Genomic DNA, 17,663 nt, shown 5'->3' with positions numbered 1-17,663 from the left:
AAGTGTTAAAATATTTCGAAAAGTGCAGGCGTGTTGAAATACTGATACCCCGGAAAAAACAGATGTGTTAAAACATTGCGAAAGTTGTCGACGCGGCGAAGTACTGCTAAAAAAGGAGAAGTGCTAAATATTTCGAAAAGCGCCTGGGTGTTGAAATACTGATGCCTCGGAAAAAACAAAAGTGTTAAAACATTGCGAAAAGTGCCGGCGTGTTGAAATACTGATACCTCGGAAAAAACAGAAGTGTTAAAACACTGCGAAAAGTGCCGGCGTGTTGAAATACTGATACCTCGGAAAAAACAGAAGTGTTAAAACACTGCGAAAAGTGCCGGCGTGTTGAAATACCACTAAAAAAGAAGAAGTGTCAAAACATTTCGAAAAGCGCCGGGGCATTAAAAAATCCAGGAAGGATTAATGCATTGAGTCCCATTATGGATGCGCCGCTACCCAGATAGCACCATCTTCGAAGAATTCTTTTTTCCAGATAGGCACTGTTTGTTTTAAAGTATCAATCGCATACTCACATGCTTCAAATGCAACACCCCTGTGAGGCGCAGCAGCTGCAATAACAACAACAGTTTCACCGGGAAATTTCTCGCCGGTAATATGAAGAATGGCAATGCGCCTGATACCCAATTTTTCGACGGTATATTGTGCAATCTTCTCCATTTCAGAGATCGCCATAGGCTCATAACATTCGAAGAATAGCTTCTCTACTTTTCTCCCCTGTGTTTCATTACGCACGTTACCCACAAAGAGCACCACGCCGCCGCAATCTGGTGATTCCACAAAGTCCAGTGCCTGCGGCACATTGATGTCAGGAGAGATCTTTACAAGGACGTTCATATTTACATTTTTCACCCTCCGCTTACCGGAGGAATTACAGCAATCTCATCACCGGGTAGTAATGGTTGCGCATCATTTGCATACACTTTGTTCACCGCTATCATCAGTGAGCGCAGTTCCCGTAACGGTGGATATTGTGCATACAACCATTCTTTCAGGGCAGCGACATCTGCAACTGGTGTAGTGGTGATAGCCGGTGCTCCCGCAATATCTTTTGCAATACCAAATAATAACACACGCATAGTTATCGATAAAGCTACGATAATGTAGTAATTTACATACGTCAAACTTTTTACTGGATGAAAATAAGAATTCGCGGAAATAGTATCCGCTACCGGTTGGATAAAGCAGATATCGCTACCCTGCAGGAACAGCAGCGGGTGGAGGAAATCACTACGATTGGCACTGGTACCCTGCAGTTTTCAATACATGCAAAGGCTGGTGAGCCAGCAATAACGCTGCATGCAAACGGGGTTCAATTATTTCTGCCGGCAGACCAGGTATCAACATGGGTAACGACTGAGCAGGTGGGCTTTAAACATGAGTTGCCCAATGCAGACGGCTCTGTATTACACCTGCTGATAGAAAAGGATTTTAAATGTCTGACCGAAAGAGATGAGGACGAAAGCCAGGCTTTCGAGAATCCGATGCAGAGTTGTTAAAATATGTTGAAAGACGCACATAACCGTATTATCAATTACATCAGGCTGGCAGTGACTGACCGCTGTAACCTGCGTTGTACCTATTGTATGCCGGAGCAGATGCAGTTTCTGCAAAGGAAAGCACTCCTCACAAATGAAGAGATCCTGGCCCTTTTACAACCATTGGCAGCAGCCGGGATTGACAAACTGCGGATCACGGGGGGTGAACCATTTTTGCGCAAAGACCTGATGCCCTTGCTGGCTGCGCTCAAAGCATTCATTCCCGAGATTTCGATCACTACCAATGGTGTATTGACCCAACCTTATATTCCTCAATTAAAAGCTTTAGGGATACGGAAGATCAACCTGAGCCTGGATACCCTGCAAAGGGACCGGTTCATGGAAATCACGCGGAGAGATCAGTTCTCTGCCGTAATGCAGACATTGGACAGTTTGCTGGTGCATGACATGCAGGTAAAACTGAATGTGGTGGTCATGGGTGGAGTGAATACCGATGAGCTGAAAGCGTTTGCAGACCTGACCAGACAAGCCCCTATATCCGTGCGGTTCATTGAAGAAATGCCGTTCAACGGGCAGGGGCATAGTTTTTCAGGGAACCAATGGCACTACCTGCGCATTCTGGATGCCCTGCAGGAAGATTTTATTATAGAGAAATTGCCGAATGCCCCACAGGCTACGAGTATCAATTACCAGATCCGTGGTTATCAGGGGCAGATAGGTGTGATTCCGGCTTATAGCAGAACATTTTGTGGTACCTGTAACCGGCTACGGATTACACCTACTGGTGGAATAAAGACCTGTTTGTATGGCGGAGATGTACTGAATGTGCGGGATTTACTCCGCAGCGGAGCCAGCAGTGCTTTCATTCTGAATGAGATTCAAACCGCCCTGAGCAATAGAGCCGCCGATGGTTTTGAGGCGGAGCGCCAGAACCAGCATTGGGATAGCATGTCTGTGATAGGCGGATGATATAAATTTTCCCGATTTGAGTAACCCGGTGTTATTTCCCGCAGTACCTTGTGAAGGATCTGAAAATGGGATCCTTTGATAATGAAGCGATTTATAGGCTGGTTACATCTCTGGCTGGGGCTTGCCTCTGGTCTGATAGTGATAGTGGTTGCACTGAGTGGCAGCCTGTTGGTGTTTGAGGATGAACTGGAGCACCTTTTTGAACCTTCTCTTTTTAGTGTACAGGCACCAGTGGGAGCACAAAGAATGTCACTGGATAAATTGGCAAAGATTGTACACGATAGATACCCAACGTTAAAACCGAATAATATTGAGATTCAACCTGCTGCGAACAGCACGGTCACCTTTTACCTGAAAAAAGGGAAAGCGAAAGGGCAACTGCTGATGGTGGTAATGAATCCATATACCGGCCAGATTACGCACACGGCTGCGCAGGACAAACGATTCTTTGTAGTGGTTAAGAACCTGCACAGGTATTTGTGTATGGGTGAAACCGGCAAAGTGATCACAGGTATTTCCTGCAGCCTGTTTACTTTGCTCATCATCAGTGGACTGATCCTGTGGTGGCCTAAAAGAAATGCCCGCAAGCAAAGATTGAAAGTGAAGTGGAATGCAAGCTTCAAGCGTTTGAACTGGGACATGCATGCGGTATTTGGATTTTATATTCACGTTGTTATTTTCATTACTGCATTAACAGGGTTAGTGTGGAGTTATAAGTGGGTCAATAACCTGTTGTTCTATGCATTTGATGGCAAGCCGCAGAAAAAGGTAGAAGTACCGGAAAGCAAGGCGGTAAAAGGCAATGAGATCGCATGGTTAGACAAGATTTATGCGGAGACTAACCAGCGGCTGACTTATAATGGAATTGTGAATATTCGCTTTCCGGAAAAGAAAGATCAGGCGATCAGTGTGGGGAAAGAGAATACTGACAGGATTACCACGCATATTGTGGATATACTTTATTTCCAGTCAGGTAGTGGTGTATTTATCAGTGATAAATTATTTGCCAACGATACAAAAGGCACGCAGGCAAGGAGGTTAGTTTACCCGATTCACACAGGAGGGTTGTTTGGCTGGCCAACCAAGATTCTTGCGTTTATCTGCGCGATTGTAGCCGCATCCTTACCGGTGACCGGATTTTTGATCTGGTGGGGCAAAAAGCGTAAGAAGCCAGTGGTAAGAAAACAAGTAAGGCCGCAAACCGTCATCGCTTAAACGGTTCACACCTGCTATCATTTAGTAAGTATCCATCTCATCGTCTATATCATAAGCCCAGGCGTGTATACCCCCAGTTACATTATAAACTTTAGGAAAACCGGCAGCATCCAGTTGCTGGGCCACCATCATACTTCTCATACCATGGTGGCATAATACGGCTGTAGGAATGTCTTTTCTCAACTGAGAAAGCATGCTACCAACCATACCCATGGGGATAAAGAGTGCCTGCGGTAGTTTACACACCTCCCATTCGTCGGGCTCTCTTACATCGATCAATTGCACCTCTTTCCCTTCCTTGAGCCATTGGTGTAATTGCTGTACGCTCAGGTGTTTTACGCCCCCTGTATCACAGGGAATATCGTATTCATCCTGCAATGCAGTGACCGGTTGTCTTACAGGCTTGAACTGAAACACCTGGTGGATATTGCTCAATGTATCGATGGTCAGTAATTGATTGCTCAATGGCTCTCCAATTCCGCAAATAATCTTCACCGCTTCATTGGCCTGGTAAGTACCAATAATGCCGGGCAGTACGCCTAATACGCCGATGTCACTGCAATTCTGCATAGTCCCCGGGGCTGGTGGCTCCGGGAAGAGACAACGATATGTAGCGCTCTCTTTATAATTAAATACACTTACCTGTCCTTCGTACTTGTGGATGGCGCCGTATACAAAGGGTTTATTGAGCAACACACATGCATCATTTACAAGATAGCGTGTTCCAAAGTTGTCAGAGCAATCGATGATGACGTCGTATGGATCAAAGATAGCCAGTGCATTTTCCGGGGAGAGCCAGGTATCATATGGCGCGAATTTCACTTCGGGATTGAGTTGTTGTAATCGCCTGATAGCGATCAGGAGCTTAGACTGGCCTTGCTCTGCAGTGTGGTATAAGACCTGTCTTTGCAGGTTGGTGATAGAAATCGTATCGTGTTCTACAATCCCTATTCTTCCTACGCCCATTGCTGTCAGGTATTGCAATACAGGCACACCGAGGCCGCCTGCACCAATGACTAATATAGCTGCGTTCTGTAATAATGCTTGTTTGGCAGGGCCAAATCCTTCCAGTTTCAAATGTCTGTCGTACCTCATGTTACAATGGCTTTACTCTTTTTGACATCAGGATATTATCTACATAAGATCCATCTGGCTGGCGAATGCCTTTTTGCATACGTCCATATTCCATAAAGCCAAAGTTACGGTATAACTGGATCGCTCTTTCATTATTCGCGAGTACGCCTAATTGAATGATCTCTAACCGGGGATGTTGTTCGGCCCAACGCATGGCAGCTGTCATCATTCTCCTGCCGATGCCCATGTTCCAGTAGCTGTGGAGAACGCCGATACCCAGGTTGCCGATGTGAGCTTCTTTTGAGAAGGAATTCTGGCGAACGGAAAGGGTACCAATGGCTTGATTGCCGGCGAAGGCTAGTAGCAGCAGGTCGATGGTGTCTTTAGAAAAGGAGAGGATAAATTCCCTTTCTTCTTCCACGGTCCAGGTAGCGGCTTCTTCCCTGGTGTAGAGCAGGAAGTCTGTTTCGCTGATTAACTGGCGGAAATAGGATAGTAGCACCGGGGCATCGTCCGGCACGGCCTGGCGGAGTTCCAGGGTTTGACCATTGGGAAGAAAATGCTGCATATTAGCTACAAATGTAATAAGAAATCAGGGGTGGCTATACATAAAAACGCTTCTGCCGGTGGCAGAAGCGTTTTTATGTATGTAATGATATGTTACGCAATCTTATCGCTGCCGAAGTAGCTTCTCAGTACTTCCGGGATCACGATACCTTCTGCTGTCTGGTTATTTTCCAGGATGCAGGCGAGGATACGTGGCAGGGCCAGGGAGCTACCATTCAGGGAGTGAACCAGTTGCGGTTTACCACCACCATCTTTGAAGCGGATCTTGGCACGGTTCGTCTGGTAAGATTCGAAGTTAGATACAGAGCTAACTTCCAGCCATTTCTGCTGTGCAGTACTGTATACCTCGAAATCGTATGTGAGGGCAGAAGTGAAGCTCATATCGCCACCACACAGGCGCAGAATACGGTAAGGCAGGTTCAGGGACTGGATCAGCCCTTCTACATGTGCCACCATTTCGTCCAGTACTTCGTAAGATTTATCCGGGTGAACGAGTTGTACCAGTTCAACTTTGTCAAACTGATGTAGGCGGTTCAGACCACGTACATCTTTACCATAAGAACCGGCTTCGCGGCGGAAACAAGGAGTATAGCCGGTCATGCGCACAGGGAGGTCTGAATCTTTCAGGATTTCATCGCGGTAGATGTTGGTCAGGGGTACTTCGGCAGTAGGGATCATGTAGAAACCATCTTCGCCGATGTGGTACATCTGTCCTTCTTTGTCTGGTAACTGACCGGTGCCATAAGCAGAAGCTTCGTTTACCATGTGCGGCACCTGGTATTCGGTGTAGCCTTTGCTGATGTTGTAATCCAGGAAGTACTGAATCATAGCACGCTGTAAACGGGCACCTTTGTTTTTATACACAGGAAAACCGCTACCGGTGATTTTATTACCCAGTTCAAAGTCGATGAGATCATATTTTTTAACCAGGTCCCAGTGAGGTACAGCGCCTTCGTAAAGAGAAGGGATATTACCACCTTTGCCTACTTCCAGGTTCTCTTCCGGGGTTTTGCCGGGAGGAACGATGGCAGCGGGGAGGTTAGGGAGTTGTACCAATGTATCGTGCAGCAACTTTTCAGTGGCGATCAGTTCTTCATTGATAGGTTGTAATTTTTCTTTTAAGGATGCTACTTCCGATTTGCGCAGATCAGCAGTATCTTTCTGACCCTGAGCCATCAGCTTACCGATTTCTTTTGAAGCGGAGTTTACCTGGGCTTGGGTTTCATCATATTCCAGCGTCAGCTTTTTGCGCTTGTCATCCAGTGCCAGTACTTCATCAACGAGCTGGGTTTCTTTGAAATTCTTCAAAGCCAGACGTTCCAGTACCAGTTCTTTGTTTTGACGAATGAACGGAACTTGTAACATTGTACGATCAATTAAATTTTGCCAAAGATAAGAGAAAGCATTAAAAAACCTCTTCCGCCTGCGGCAGAAGAGGTTTTTAATGTGGTTTAATACTTTTAACTCAGGTATTTACCTACAATCGGAACTCTTCTACCTACACCGAATGCCTTCGATGACACCCTGATAATAGGGCAGAACTGATTCCTCTTATACTCATTATTGTTTACCATCTTAAGGGTACGCGCTACCAGCGCAGCATCAAATCCCTGTGCGATAATCTCTTTAGGCCCTTGCCGGCGCTCTATGTATTGATAGAGTATTTTGTCCAGTACGGAGTAGTCAGGCAGGCTATCGCTATCCTTCTGATTAGGGCGTAACTCTGCAGAAGGCGCTTTGTCAATAATATTCTGCGGGATGATCTCACCATTCCGGTTGATGTACCTGGCCAGTGCATACACCTGCATTTTGTACACATCACCCAATACAGAAAGGCCACCAGCCATATCTCCATACAGGGTACCATATCCTGTGGATAACTCACTTTTGTTAGAGGTATTCAGCAGGATGTAACCGAATTTATTGGACAATCCCATCAGTAGGTTTCCACGGATACGGGATTGTGTATTTTCTTCCGCCACGTTGAAGGGCAGCCCCTGGAAATAGGGTTGCAATGTTTGCAGGAAGGATTCATAAATATCATTGATGCGGATGATGTCGTATGGGTTATCCAGGTTTTTGGATAAGGCTACTGCATCATCAACAGAATGTTCTGTTGAATAGGGAGAGGGCATCAGGATTGCACGTACATTTTCTTTGCCCAGTGCTTCTACCGCCAGGGCTAACACCACTGCACTGTCAATGCCCCCTGATGAACCCAGGATCGCTTTTTTGAAGCCCATTTTACGGAAGTAATCTTTGATACCCAACAAAATGGCCTGGTAGATGCGATCTATATTGTGATCGAACAACAATTCAGTAACCGGGATGTATGGTTTGATTGTCACCGCAGCGGCTGTTTGTTGCAAGGATTCCAGTTCCAGGCCATCAATGGCTTCTGTGAAGTAAGGGAATTCCTTTACGATATTGCCCTGTGCATCGAAGATGAGAGAACCACCATCGAATACGATTTCAGTCTGTGAGCCTACCGTGTTACAGTAAAACATGGGTAACTTATACTTGCGAACATTGGCGCGGATAATCTCTTTGCGGTCTTCATCGTGATCGTAGTCAAACGGAGAGGCAGAGAGATTGATCATCACGTCTGGCTGTTGTTCCATGAGCTGATCCATTGGACAGATACGGTAGAGTGGGTTATCGCCCAGGTTCCAGATATCTTCACAGATGGTGACAGCCAGTTTCCTGCCTTTGAACGGAACGACGTTCCAGGCGAAGGAGGGTTCGAAATAACGGTATTCGTCGAACACGTCGTAGGTAGGTAACAGGGTCTTGTGAATGATCTGCTTCACCTCGCCTTCATACAGGAACCAGGCAGCGTTGAAGAGGTCTTTGCCTTCTGGTGCCGGGTTACGGCAGGGGCCACCTACCAGTACGGCTATATTTTGAGTATGTGCCCTGATCGTGTCAATAGCAGCATAACATTGTTGAATAAAATCTTCGAATTCGAGAAAATCTCTCGGAGGGTAGCCACTCACGCAAAGTTCGGAGAAGACTACGAGATCTGCGCCCTGCGCTTCAGCTTCCTTGATACCATTCAGGATCTGCTGGGTATTCCATTCGAAATTGCCTATGTGATAATTTTGTTGAGCCAGGATAATTTTCATCTGTAATAGCGTTGGACTAACACAAATTTCCTGATTTTAAATCAAAAAATCGCTTCTACCTTTGGCGGAAGCGATTTTTTACACGGTTGAATTAAATGTATCAGAAGAATAACCCTAATTTCAGTGCTATACTGTTCATATTCACCTTGCCATCATTCCACTTTGCATTCCTGGTCACATCGATGAATCCGTTTCTATAATCCAGGCCTACCAGGCCTGTCAGGCTTTCACTGATTGGATATTCTACGCCTGCACCTACCAGCAGACCGATATTCACAGGCTGCAAATCCCTTAGTATATTTACTTTATCATAAGTCTGTGTCAGGCTCACTACATCGGCACGGCCTCTTACGGGGAAACCCACATAAGTACCGAACTGACCGAAGAGATTCATTCCCGGAGCTGTCTCTGCTTTGAGTTTCAATGCCAGGGGGACTTCTACATAGGTAGCTTTGATATTGTATTCAGCAGGGTTAGCTTTATAATCATCCAGTCCTTTTCCGGCATCATATTTAAGTTTGCTACCCGCAGTCGTGATCTGCAGACCTGTAGCAAAAGCATAATGTCCGGCATCATCCAGCATGAAATCGGCCATGACGCCGAAACTTATCCCTAGTCTTCCAGCATTTCTATCTACTCCGGACTCCTGTGGTACCAGCAGGGATACTGTAGGATCCAGCCGAAAACCCAATCTAACACGGTGTTCCTTTACATAATAACTACGTTGTGCGTTGCTTATCAATGCAATATTTAAAAGCAGGATCACCAAAAATGCCTTTCTCATGTTAATTTTATCTTTTTTTTAATACAAGGTATATAATATTTTTACCGATCAGTAGTTTAGTAGAAGTATGCAAAATAAGACTAATAAATTAACCGGTATTTGTCAGCAGTTATCGACCTATGTCCTCTTATTGTTCTGCCTGACGGCCTGTACGCATAAAAACGTACCAGATGTCAGTAAAATTGCCATCAGTGTACATATTGACCGTTTCGATCAGGCGCTGGATAAATTAGACACCTCGAATATCACCCCTGCTTTACAAAAACTGGAGCAGCAATATCCTTTATTTCTGCCGAGTTATATAGAGCATATCATGAATTTCGGTCCTTATTCCGATACCAGCCATATGATCCTGCTACAGACCAAAATGCTGGTGGGTAACAAGGATTTCCGGTTATTGCAGGATTCAATCAATGCACATTATAAAGACCTGAAGCATATTGAAGATGAGCTGGCGCAAAGTTTTAAGTTCATCAAATATTACTTTCCTCAATTTCAGCCTCCAACCAAAGTGGTGACGTTCAGTTCTATGATCAGCAATTACGGGGCGGTAACAGTTGATTCTACGCTGGGCATCGGATTGGATATGTATCTGGGTGAAGGTTTTCCGATTTATGCTATGCTGCCTGATTACCCCGGGTATATGGTCAGGAAGTTTTCACCTGAGTACATTGTACCGAACTGTATACAGGTGCTGGCGCAGCAATTATATCCGGGTGGCCAGCCGGGCGACAAACTGGTGATTCAGCTGGTAAATGCCGGCAAGCAGCAGTACTTTATGGAGCAGGTACTGCCATATACGGATGATAGTTTAAGATTGGGTTATACCGGAGAGCAGGTAAAGTGGTGTTTTGACAATGAGCAAATGATCTGGCAGTATTTTGTACAGCAGGATCTGTTGTATAAATCTGACTGGCAAAACAATATGCATTTCATGAATGATGGCCCTTCTACGCAGGGAATGCCGGAAGGATCTCCGGGTAAGATCGGTGCCTTTGTAGGATGGAGAATTGTACAAGCCTATATGAAAGCACATCCGGAAGTGACGTTGAAGCAATTGATGGATAACAAAGATGCGATGAGTATATTTCAGCAATCTAAATACAGACCCAAATAAAATAGTAGCGGTGGTGCTGAAAAATCAGCCCACCGCGTTTCTTAGCTCAACGTAACAAATAAATACCGGGTCGGGGAGATGCCGTCTTCCGGCCAAAGCCACTATGCATGGGAAGTATCTAAGCCTTCCCCAACCACGGCATTACTATTAGTGCGAAAGAAAGAGGGCTGAAATAAACATTTCAGCGCCTGTCGCATACCAGTTTAACCCCAAAATGTCCATACTTTTTTTACCCGGTTGTTTGCCTATAATGAGTTGATTGTGTTCCGTATGATTACAACACAAATATAAGTGGTATTTCTGAAAAATGTACAATATAATATACATATCATAATACAACTTGTATTATTGAGTTGATTGTAGTAAACTTAGTTTGTTAATTGCATCATGGGTAAAGAAAAGAAGGAGCCTAAGAAGAAGGCGGTTCTGGGTCATTTTGATCATGAGGTTTTCCTCGAAGAACTGGGAAAAAGGATAAAATTTTTAAGAAAAGAGAGAGGATTCAGGTCTTATGAGACATTTGCCTATGATATTGATATTTCCCGTGTCGGAATGTCAAGATACGAATCAGGTAAGTTCGATGATATCCGCCTGAGCACCCTCCTGAAGATCATCGATGGACTCGAAATGACACCGCAGGAGTTTTTTGCAGAAGGTTTTACCGTTACAAAAGCCGAATAACCCTATTATTTACCCCTTACCTTCTTCACCATTTCGGCCGTTACGGGTATTTCTTCGTTATTGAACCTGTCTTTGATATATGCCACGATAGATGCTACCGACTGATCGTCCAGGAAAGCACCATGTGCCGGCATTACACCATCAAAGGTTTTTCCATTCACGGTAATTTTCCCTTTTAGCCCATTCAATACGATATCGATCAACTGTTCTTTATGACAAGCAAGATAAGGTGATCCGACTAACGGTGGATAGCGGTTATTATCTCCTTTTCCGTCCCGCTGATGGCAGGTGGCACAGTAAGAATTGTACAGCATTCTGCCGTGCATTTCATTGCCTTTACCTACCATGTCTAATATGGGATCTGGTGTTTTGATATAGGTACGTGACTTTCTTGCTTCCATTGTTGTGAGTTGAGCGGCGCTGAATGATTGTTTATTTCCTGTATACATTACTCTCCATATTTTCCCTTTGTTGGATTCCGCTATATACAGGGAACCATCAGGACCGGTAGCTAATCCCATGGGGCGATAGCGGGCATCGCTGGTATTGAATACGGTATCTGTTGCGGTAAAGCCATCTGCAAAGACTTCCCATTTACCGGTAGGTTTACCTTTTTCAAAAGGCACGAAACAGACGATGTAGCCTGCCTGTGGATAAGGGGCTCTGTCGGTAGAACCATGGAAAGCTACAAAGCAACCGTTTTTGTACCGATCGGGGAATTGATTGCCTTCATAGAACAGGAGGTCCATTGGTGCCCAATGGCCGGGGAAGCCGAATACAGGTACATCAAAACTATCTGCTCTTGCGGTGATTTTTCCATCACCACCATAGCCGGGGGCTAGCATATTCTTTCCCTGCAGCTGATCGAAATAAGCGTAAGGCCAGCCGAAGTTAGCATGTGGTGTTACTTTCAGGAGTGGTTCTGAGGGCAGTACTGCTGCCTGCCAGGCAGAGAAAATATTCGGATAGCGGTTATGGAAATTGTCCATTCCATTCATGGCGATATACAATGTATTGTCCAGGGGGCTCCAGGCGAGGCCCAGTGCACTTCGGATACCGGTGGCATATAGTACGCCATCATCCTGCGTCTGCCCGGTTTTATCGGCATCAAATTGCCAGACGCCTCCATGTCTTAATAAGTCTGGCGCAGGGTCTAAACCTTTACCACCGGGCATGCCTCCGGGACCTGCGGTATTGATATCCTGTGCGGCATCTGTTGGCGCACCAAATGGAACATAGATGTGTCCATCATGGTCAAATACCAGGGGTTTTGCGCTATGCCAGTGTTTAAAAAGTGCGGTATCTGTATCGGTGATGATGGTATCTGTTTTACCTTCGGGAATGAGTTGACCGGGAATGAGTTTTGTTCGCAACACATATTTCACTGTCGAGAAATACAGGTAGCCGTTATAGATAGACATTCCTGCGGGTAGTCCGCCTTCATCCTGGTAATCACCAAAATACGCAACTACATCAGCCTTGCCATCGCCATTCTTATCACGTAGTGCTACGGAGCCACCACGTCCTTCCAGTGGTTCATTATAAGTGAGTTTCACATAGATATCCCCGTTATTATTTACGGCCAGGTGCCGGGCAGGCCCTATACCTTGTGTGACCGTTACCGCAGCAAAACTGTCTGGTAAAATAAGCCCGCCGTTATCAGGATCTGGTGCAGGCAAAGTAGTATGTACAACAGATGGTTTACACTGGGCAAGCACCAGCAATAGCATGAGGAACGAACGAGACATGATATCTTGGATTTTGGTAGACCTGTGCGAACAAAAAGAGATATCACGGCAATTAGTTGCCATGATCAATAAGACCTGTGTAAATCAATAAATCAATTTAGCTTAAAGGGCACAATCATTTGAAACTCCGGGATTTTAACCTCAAACAGTTTCTTGTTAAGTTGGTTCTCCATCTGGTAGGTGCCATACATCTTACCGATCTCGGTACGCAGGTTGGAACCTGATACGTACTGATAGCTCTCGGTAGGGGCGAGCAGTGGTTGTACCCCTACTACACCTTCTCCTTCTACTTCACGATGTGTACCGTTAGAGTCAATGATGTACCAGTGACGGCGCAATAACTTTATGGGAAAGGTATTATTGTTTTCGATAGTGATACGGTAGGCGAACATAAATTCACTACCAATCGGATTAGAATAATCCGGTTGATAAAATGTTTCCACGCTGATGGTGATTCCGTCTGTTACTTTTTTTACCATAGAACACCTCCGTTTCACGTAAAAATAAGCAAAATAAATCCAGTGTTATCAAAAAATATGAACGGGCCCAGACTTTAACACTTTCTTTTAAATTTATCAATATATTGAATTACAACTACTTAGCTAAATACTACCCGATTAGTGATTGTTGTATTCTTTTCTGCGGCCCGGGCCGCTACCTCAAAACGATTGGCATAGTACCCCACTTTCATACATTCCCAGAGATATCGCCAGAGAAATGGGAGCAAACCCAGCTCCTGGTATTGCATAATGTGACACACTTCGTGGCGTACCCACCAGGGATGCCGTAAAAATTCTTTGCGGGTTACCCCGTGGAGGTGGATAGTTTTTCCGATCACCATGGCCAGCTGTTCACTGTTCATGCGGCGGGCAGCCAATCGGGCCAGGAAAGAATGTTCTTTGATATGGCAAACAAGTTTTTCCATTACATTATAAAAATACGAATCAATTCTATATGCCAGTCGCAGGGGCAAAAATCGTGCACAGCGAAGAGATCATCCTATAAATACCAAATGCTTTTGCTATGGGCAAAAGCATTTGGTAACCGGTTATCAGGTTTATTTTTACAGTGAAAATCTTCTGGAGATATTGAATCCCCATCTAAACTGCCCTTGTAACCAGGAAGTCGTCGTTTCTGGTATGAACTGATTTTCCAGTATGGCGGTTGAATTGGTGAAATTGATATGGAATACGTGTCCACCGGTTTCGATTTCCAATCCGACTGAGAGTGGATTGTATAATTCGCGGCCTTTATTTTTGAAATAATCTTTTGTTTCCTGACTACGGAAGGGGTAGAAGTATTCTACCAGCAATGCCATGCGGTTGCTGAACTTCAGGCGGCCACCTGCACCTAATGCAAAGACGTCGTTTTCGTCCATATATGTTACCCGGTTGCGGTGAACTAATGTAGGCAATACTGCCAATGACAGGCGGCGGCTGAATTTGCGCCCAACGATCACCTGTCCCGTATAAGAAACGCGATCACTGAATTTGTCAAACCAGGCAGCGTCTGATTTTACGGTGCTGGAGGTTACGCCACTAACCACTGCGTTACCAAACAGGGTAACAGTAACGGGCACATGATCGTCTGTTGTCTGTGTGACGAGCTGATATTTGGCCAGCCCTTCATATAGTTGTGTAAGCCCGCCGGAGCCTTTTGAGCGGGACAGACCTACCATCAGGTGATCTGTTACACCATATTCAAATGCGATACGGATATCGGAAGAGTTATCAAGGCCAAAAGCTGTTTTCCCTCCACCAAATGCACCACCGATGTCTCCAAAACGGTGATCTACGCGAAAATCCAGCTCATGTTTTTTGAGGGTTTCTATTGAATTGCCCTGAATGATACGGGTTGATTTGAATGTTGCAATAACAGGTTCATGCTTCTTTATGCTATCCTGAAACATGCCCGCCAGTTCATCCTGCGCGAAAGTGCCCAGGCTGTAGCAACAGCCCAGCAATAACAGATATACTTGCTTCATAGAAAAGTAGTGTGGTTATTTTTTTAAATGGTTCAGGAGGCAGGAGAATAGACCCCTTTTACGGTCACTTCTATTACCTCTGCGATATTTTTAACTACGATGGTGGGTACTTTAATTTTGTGATCTACCAATTTAACGTTGAATTTGGCATCGAGGGTAGGCTTACCGTCTTTGACGGTGATGGTTCCTTTTTCACGATACACTTTATCAACACCATGCATATTCATAGTGCCTTCAACTGTTACGGGGTAAGTGCCGTCTTTGTGCAGGTCGGGTAATTCCATGATTTTACCTTTGAATTCTGCGGTAGGATACTTGTCGCTCTCCAGGTAGTTTTCATTGAAGTGTTCTTCCATCAATGTCTTTTTGAATTTAAAAGTATTGATGGCGACTTTGAAGTATACTGCGCCTGTTTTTCCATTGATAGCAGATACTGCTTTGTTGGTGACAGCATCAATGTCTTCCATGGGAGTAGCAGAAAAGAAAGACAGGGTGGTGTTTTTGCAGGAAAAGACATCCTGTGCGGTAGTGCGCAGTTCTAACAAAAGCAGGGTTGTCAACAGCACAATGTAATGTTTCATTGTTTTACTTTTTTAGGATTTTTGAATAGTAACTTATTCGGGCATGCCGTGCGAGATCCAGCAGTTGATAGAATCTTTCATGCCCTGGCTCAACTTAGTAGGACCGGGAGGCATATCGGCATCAGCACTAGTCACACGTGATTTCCAAAGGGCTTCATTCGCAGTAATGTAACCTTTGATACCACTATAAGTAGTGAAGTTTGTAGATGCGGTAGAACCGGTTCCTTTGTGACATCCTCTGCTGGTACATTTATCTGAGACGGCGGTCAGAATGTAAGCGGAGGTAATAACTGCGGTATCGCATGCAGTAACAGTGATTCCTGAGTCCGGAGCGGGTGCTTTTTCGGCAGTACAGCCATAGACGAGCAGGCTAAATAGAAACAGTACGAATAGGCGTGTTTGCATAGGTTGCTTCATGTGGTGATTGCAATGGCTGGTTTTGTCCAGCCAGGTCTTTTAATATAGTCGAGTGATGGTTATTTGAGTCTTGTTGAGTCTTGATATGGTTATATGTTGGACCAAATATAGAAGATATAATTTTTAATTTTATTTCATTTTTCCCGGGAAATTTGGGGGGATTTTTGCGGTGTAAGTAGAGTGGATTATACGTAAACCTACAGGTATACCTGAAGAAACTGCGTTTTGCTCACAGCAGTTTTGGTTTTTTGAGGCCGGTAAAAAGCCTTTTAATCTGCTTACCAAGATATTTTATTATATGTTACATTTGTTTTTATGAACATAGCGCAGTTATACGAAGTTTATCGCAACCATCCATCTATACAGACTGATACACGCCAGCTCAAACAAGGCGACATTTTCTTTGCACTGAAAGGGCCCAATTTTAACGGGAACGCCTATGCAGCAGCAGCGCTGGAAGCCGGTGCTGTACTGGCGGTTATAGATGAAGCTGAATTCAATACGCAGCCTGAAAAAATGATGCTGACAACGGATGTGCTGACCACTTTGCAGCAACTGGCGTTACATCATCGCAAGCAGTTGAATATTCCGTTTCTTGCGATCACTGGTTCCAATGGTAAAACGACTACCAAAGAGCTGGTAAGTACGGTGCTGGCAGCGGAGTTCAAGACGACGGCGACCGTTGGCAACCTCAATAATCACATCGGCGTACCACTGACGATCCTGCGTATACCTGCAGATGCTGAGATAGCAGTGATTGAAATGGGTGCGAACCATGAACATGAGATAGAAGCGTATTGTAAAATTGCACTGCCTACGCATGGTATTATTACTAATATCGGTAAGGCTCACCTGGAAGGTTTTGGAGGACCGGAGGGAGTGCGTCGTGCAAAAGGCGAGTTATATGATTTTCTGCGGGCGAACGAGGGCACAGTCTTTTTATGTAATGAATATCCTTATCTGATAGAGATGAGTAAGGGGATTCCCCAGGTAATCACTTACGGGCAGAAGGATGCCACCTATACAGGTGATCCGCTGGCTGATACAGCACTGCTGAGTGTAAAAGTAACGAGCGATGCTGTGACAGGATTGATTCCAACTCAATTAGTAGGTGCTTATAATTTCCCGAATGTAATGGCAGCGGTAGCTGTTGGCTTATACTTCAATATTCCGGGCGAAGTGATACGGGAAGCGATTGCAGGCTATGTTCCTTCCAACAATCGTTCGCAGGTAATCAAGCACGGCAGCAATACAGTGATAATGGATGCATACAATGCCAATCCATCGAGTATGAAAGCCGCCATTGAAAACTTTGCGGGGTTAGCAGCGGCACAAAAAGTATTACTCTTAGGTGGTATGATGGAGTTAGGGGCAGACAGTGTGAATGAGCACCAGGCACTGGTAGACATGCTGGAGCGAACTCACTGGCATGCAGTGGTACTGGTAGGTGGAGATTTCAGCAAGGTGAAGCATCCTTATATATACATGGAAAACGCCGCGGCGGCAGCGGAATGGCTGAAGCAACAGGAGTTTACAGATACCTATATATTGATCAAGGGATCGAGAAGTATGGGTATGGAGAAGGTGATTCAGTAAGTTCTTTGTCAGATCTATTCCTGCGGTGGCGGGAATAGATCTTTCTATAAAAAAAGAGACCTGCAAGCTAAAAAGCCCGCAGGTGTTCATAACCTATGCCAACTTTAGAGTATTTTGAAATACCAATCCCGTTTTCATTTTCCAATGAATGGGGATGATACAATATGTTTAAGGTAATTATTAGCGGTAATCAGTTGCTTTTGGTTGTGTAATCTAAACTCTTAGGTATATCGATAATGATGTTTGCATATCCCGAACATTCCCAAGTTATAAATCCTAACAAATAATAATAACTAT

General features: G+C 44.8%; 19 protein-coding genes. 6 read left to right on the top strand and 13 right to left on the bottom strand.

Annotated features, from left to right (window positions below):
* Positions 1-429: 429 nt before the first annotated feature.
* Together ABDW33_RS09950 and ABDW33_RS09945 are read right to left on the bottom strand one after the other, a co-directional pair.
* Positions 430-846: a molybdenum cofactor biosynthesis protein MoaE gene (locus tag ABDW33_RS09950; protein WP_343689909.1), complete on the bottom strand. Its 417-nt coding sequence runs from the start codon at positions 844-846 to the stop codon at positions 430-432.
* 11 nt (positions 847-857) lie between these two features.
* Entirely contained in the window at positions 858-1,088 is a 231-nt protein-coding gene (locus tag ABDW33_RS09945; protein ID WP_343689908.1) for a MoaD/ThiS family protein, read from the bottom strand.
* A gap of 57 nt (positions 1,089-1,145) precedes the next feature.
* Here ABDW33_RS09945 and ABDW33_RS09940 point away from each other — a divergent pair, with 57 nt between their 5' ends.
* The 3 genes from ABDW33_RS09940 (at position 1,146) to ABDW33_RS09930 (ending at position 3,692) form a co-directional block, all read left to right on the top strand.
* Positions 1,146-1,508 (top strand): hypothetical protein, encoded by a 363-nt coding sequence (locus tag ABDW33_RS09940; protein WP_343689907.1) that lies wholly within the window; start codon positions 1,146-1,148, stop codon positions 1,506-1,508.
* A gap of 3 nt (positions 1,509-1,511) precedes the next feature.
* Positions 1,512-2,477, top strand: a complete 966-nt coding sequence (gene moaA / locus ABDW33_RS09935; RefSeq protein ID WP_343689906.1) for a GTP 3',8-cyclase MoaA — start codon at positions 1,512-1,514, stop codon at positions 2,475-2,477.
* Positions 2,478-2,558: 81 nt separating this feature from the next.
* Entirely contained in the window at positions 2,559-3,692 is a 1,134-nt protein-coding gene (locus tag ABDW33_RS09930; protein ID WP_343689905.1) for a PepSY-associated TM helix domain-containing protein, read from the top strand.
* A 21-nt stretch (positions 3,693-3,713) separates the two neighbouring features.
* Here ABDW33_RS09930 and ABDW33_RS09925 read toward each other — a convergent pair whose 3' ends face one another.
* The 5 genes from ABDW33_RS09925 to ABDW33_RS09905 all read right to left on the bottom strand — a co-directional run bounded on the left by ABDW33_RS09925 (position 3,714) and on the right by ABDW33_RS09905 (position 9,242).
* The gene (locus ABDW33_RS09925) at positions 3,714-4,787 is read right to left on the bottom strand and encodes a HesA/MoeB/ThiF family protein (RefSeq protein WP_343689904.1); all 1,074 of its coding nucleotides are present in this window, start codon (positions 4,785-4,787) and stop codon (positions 3,714-3,716) included.
* 1 nt (position 4,788) lies between these two features.
* Positions 4,789-5,334, bottom strand: a complete 546-nt coding sequence (locus ABDW33_RS09920) for a GNAT family N-acetyltransferase (protein ID WP_343689903.1) — start codon at positions 5,332-5,334, stop codon at positions 4,789-4,791.
* A 92-nt stretch (positions 5,335-5,426) separates the two neighbouring features.
* The gene (gene serS, locus ABDW33_RS09915; protein WP_343689902.1) at positions 5,427-6,698 is read right to left on the bottom strand and encodes a serine--tRNA ligase; all 1,272 of its coding nucleotides are present in this window, start codon (positions 6,696-6,698) and stop codon (positions 5,427-5,429) included.
* Positions 6,699-6,793: 95 nt separating this feature from the next.
* The gene (locus ABDW33_RS09910) at positions 6,794-8,458 is read right to left on the bottom strand and encodes an NAD+ synthase (RefSeq protein ID WP_343689901.1); all 1,665 of its coding nucleotides are present in this window, start codon (positions 8,456-8,458) and stop codon (positions 6,794-6,796) included.
* Between the two features lie 100 nt (positions 8,459-8,558).
* Positions 8,559-9,242 carry a porin family protein gene (locus ABDW33_RS09905; protein ID WP_343689900.1) on the bottom strand — a complete coding sequence of 228 codons (684 nt, stop codon included), beginning with the start codon at positions 9,240-9,242 and terminating at the stop codon, positions 8,559-8,561.
* Between the two features lie 67 nt (positions 9,243-9,309).
* Between ABDW33_RS09905 and ABDW33_RS09900 the strand changes: the two genes are divergently transcribed.
* Positions 9,310-10,359, top strand: coding sequence for a hypothetical protein (locus tag ABDW33_RS09900; RefSeq protein ID WP_343689899.1), 1,050 nt, complete (start codon positions 9,310-9,312; stop codon positions 10,357-10,359).
* A gap of 387 nt (positions 10,360-10,746) precedes the next feature.
* A complete protein-coding gene (locus ABDW33_RS09895) occupies positions 10,747-11,040 on the top strand; it encodes a helix-turn-helix transcriptional regulator (RefSeq protein WP_343689898.1) in 294 nt (97 codons plus the stop codon).
* A gap of 5 nt (positions 11,041-11,045) precedes the next feature.
* On the opposite strand, the gene ABDW33_RS09890 is transcribed toward ABDW33_RS09895, so the two are convergent.
* The 6 genes from ABDW33_RS09890 to ABDW33_RS09865 form a co-directional block, all read right to left on the bottom strand.
* On the bottom strand, positions 11,046-12,788 hold the full coding sequence (locus ABDW33_RS09890; RefSeq protein ID WP_343689897.1) for a c-type cytochrome: 1,743 nt from the start codon (positions 12,786-12,788) through the stop codon (positions 11,046-11,048).
* Between the two features lie 92 nt (positions 12,789-12,880).
* Positions 12,881-13,267, bottom strand: a complete 387-nt coding sequence (apaG, locus tag ABDW33_RS09885) for a Co2+/Mg2+ efflux protein ApaG (RefSeq protein WP_072364286.1) — start codon at positions 13,265-13,267, stop codon at positions 12,881-12,883.
* Between the two features lie 119 nt (positions 13,268-13,386).
* On the bottom strand, positions 13,387-13,713 hold the full coding sequence (locus ABDW33_RS09880) for a DUF4157 domain-containing protein (protein WP_343689896.1): 327 nt from the start codon (positions 13,711-13,713) through the stop codon (positions 13,387-13,389).
* A 138-nt stretch (positions 13,714-13,851) separates the two neighbouring features.
* Complete coding sequence (locus ABDW33_RS09875) at positions 13,852-14,772, bottom strand: DUF5777 family beta-barrel protein (protein WP_343689895.1); 921 nt, start codon at positions 14,770-14,772, stop codon at positions 13,852-13,854.
* A 32-nt stretch (positions 14,773-14,804) separates the two neighbouring features.
* Positions 14,805-15,353 (bottom strand): YceI family protein, encoded by a 549-nt coding sequence (locus ABDW33_RS09870; protein ID WP_343689894.1) that lies wholly within the window; start codon positions 15,351-15,353, stop codon positions 14,805-14,807.
* Positions 15,354-15,386: 33 nt separating this feature from the next.
* Positions 15,387-15,758, bottom strand: a complete 372-nt coding sequence (locus tag ABDW33_RS09865; RefSeq protein WP_343689893.1) for a hypothetical protein — start codon at positions 15,756-15,758, stop codon at positions 15,387-15,389.
* A 327-nt stretch (positions 15,759-16,085) separates the two neighbouring features.
* Here ABDW33_RS09865 and murF point away from each other — a divergent pair, with 327 nt between their 5' ends.
* Positions 16,086-17,366 carry a UDP-N-acetylmuramoyl-tripeptide--D-alanyl-D-alanine ligase gene (gene murF, locus ABDW33_RS09860; protein WP_343689892.1) on the top strand — a complete coding sequence of 427 codons (1,281 nt, stop codon included), beginning with the start codon at positions 16,086-16,088 and terminating at the stop codon, positions 17,364-17,366.
* Positions 17,367-17,663 lie beyond the last annotated feature (297 nt).

The organism is Chitinophaga sp. (assembly GCF_039596155.1).
Taxonomy (GTDB): Bacteria; Bacteroidota; Bacteroidia; order Chitinophagales; family Chitinophagaceae; genus Chitinophaga.
This window is presented reverse-complemented; position numbering and strand designations above follow the sequence as displayed.

What these genes read in the sequence shown, in the direction of transcription:
- ABDW33_RS09950 (WP_343689909.1), bottom strand. Translation starts at nt 846, where the DNA reads ATGAACGTCCTTGTAAAGATCTCTCCTGACATCAATGTGCCGCAGGCA.
- ABDW33_RS09945 (WP_343689908.1), bottom strand. Translation starts at nt 1,088, where the DNA reads ATGCGTGTGTTATTATTTGGTATTGCAAAAGATATTGCGGGAGCACCG.
- ABDW33_RS09940 (WP_343689907.1), top strand. Translation starts at nt 1,146, where the DNA reads ATGAAAATAAGAATTCGCGGAAATAGTATCCGCTACCGGTTGGATAAA.
- moaA (WP_343689906.1), top strand. Translation starts at nt 1,512, where the DNA reads ATGTTGAAAGACGCACATAACCGTATTATCAATTACATCAGGCTGGCA.
- ABDW33_RS09930 (WP_343689905.1), top strand. Translation starts at nt 2,559, where the DNA reads ATGAAGCGATTTATAGGCTGGTTACATCTCTGGCTGGGGCTTGCCTCT.
- ABDW33_RS09925 (WP_343689904.1), bottom strand. Translation starts at nt 4,787, where the DNA reads ATGAGGTACGACAGACATTTGAAACTGGAAGGATTTGGCCCTGCCAAA.
- ABDW33_RS09920 (WP_343689903.1), bottom strand. Translation starts at nt 5,334, where the DNA reads ATGCAGCATTTTCTTCCCAATGGTCAAACCCTGGAACTCCGCCAGGCC.
- serS (WP_343689902.1), bottom strand. Translation starts at nt 6,698, where the DNA reads ATGTTACAAGTTCCGTTCATTCGTCAAAACAAAGAACTGGTACTGGAA.
- ABDW33_RS09910 (WP_343689901.1), bottom strand. Translation starts at nt 8,458, where the DNA reads ATGAAAATTATCCTGGCTCAACAAAATTATCACATAGGCAATTTCGAA.
- ABDW33_RS09905 (WP_343689900.1), bottom strand. Translation starts at nt 9,242, where the DNA reads ATGAGAAAGGCATTTTTGGTGATCCTGCTTTTAAATATTGCATTGATA.
- ABDW33_RS09900 (WP_343689899.1), top strand. Translation starts at nt 9,310, where the DNA reads ATGCAAAATAAGACTAATAAATTAACCGGTATTTGTCAGCAGTTATCG.
- ABDW33_RS09895 (WP_343689898.1), top strand. Translation starts at nt 10,747, where the DNA reads ATGGGTAAAGAAAAGAAGGAGCCTAAGAAGAAGGCGGTTCTGGGTCAT.
- ABDW33_RS09890 (WP_343689897.1), bottom strand. Translation starts at nt 12,788, where the DNA reads ATGTCTCGTTCGTTCCTCATGCTATTGCTGGTGCTTGCCCAGTGTAAA.
- apaG (WP_072364286.1), bottom strand. Translation starts at nt 13,267, where the DNA reads ATGGTAAAAAAAGTAACAGACGGAATCACCATCAGCGTGGAAACATTT.
- ABDW33_RS09880 (WP_343689896.1), bottom strand. Translation starts at nt 13,713, where the DNA reads ATGGAAAAACTTGTTTGCCATATCAAAGAACATTCTTTCCTGGCCCGA.
- ABDW33_RS09875 (WP_343689895.1), bottom strand. Translation starts at nt 14,772, where the DNA reads ATGAAGCAAGTATATCTGTTATTGCTGGGCTGTTGCTACAGCCTGGGC.
- ABDW33_RS09870 (WP_343689894.1), bottom strand. Translation starts at nt 15,353, where the DNA reads ATGAAACATTACATTGTGCTGTTGACAACCCTGCTTTTGTTAGAACTG.
- ABDW33_RS09865 (WP_343689893.1), bottom strand. Translation starts at nt 15,758, where the DNA reads ATGCAAACACGCCTATTCGTACTGTTTCTATTTAGCCTGCTCGTCTAT.
- murF (WP_343689892.1), top strand. Translation starts at nt 16,086, where the DNA reads ATGAACATAGCGCAGTTATACGAAGTTTATCGCAACCATCCATCTATA.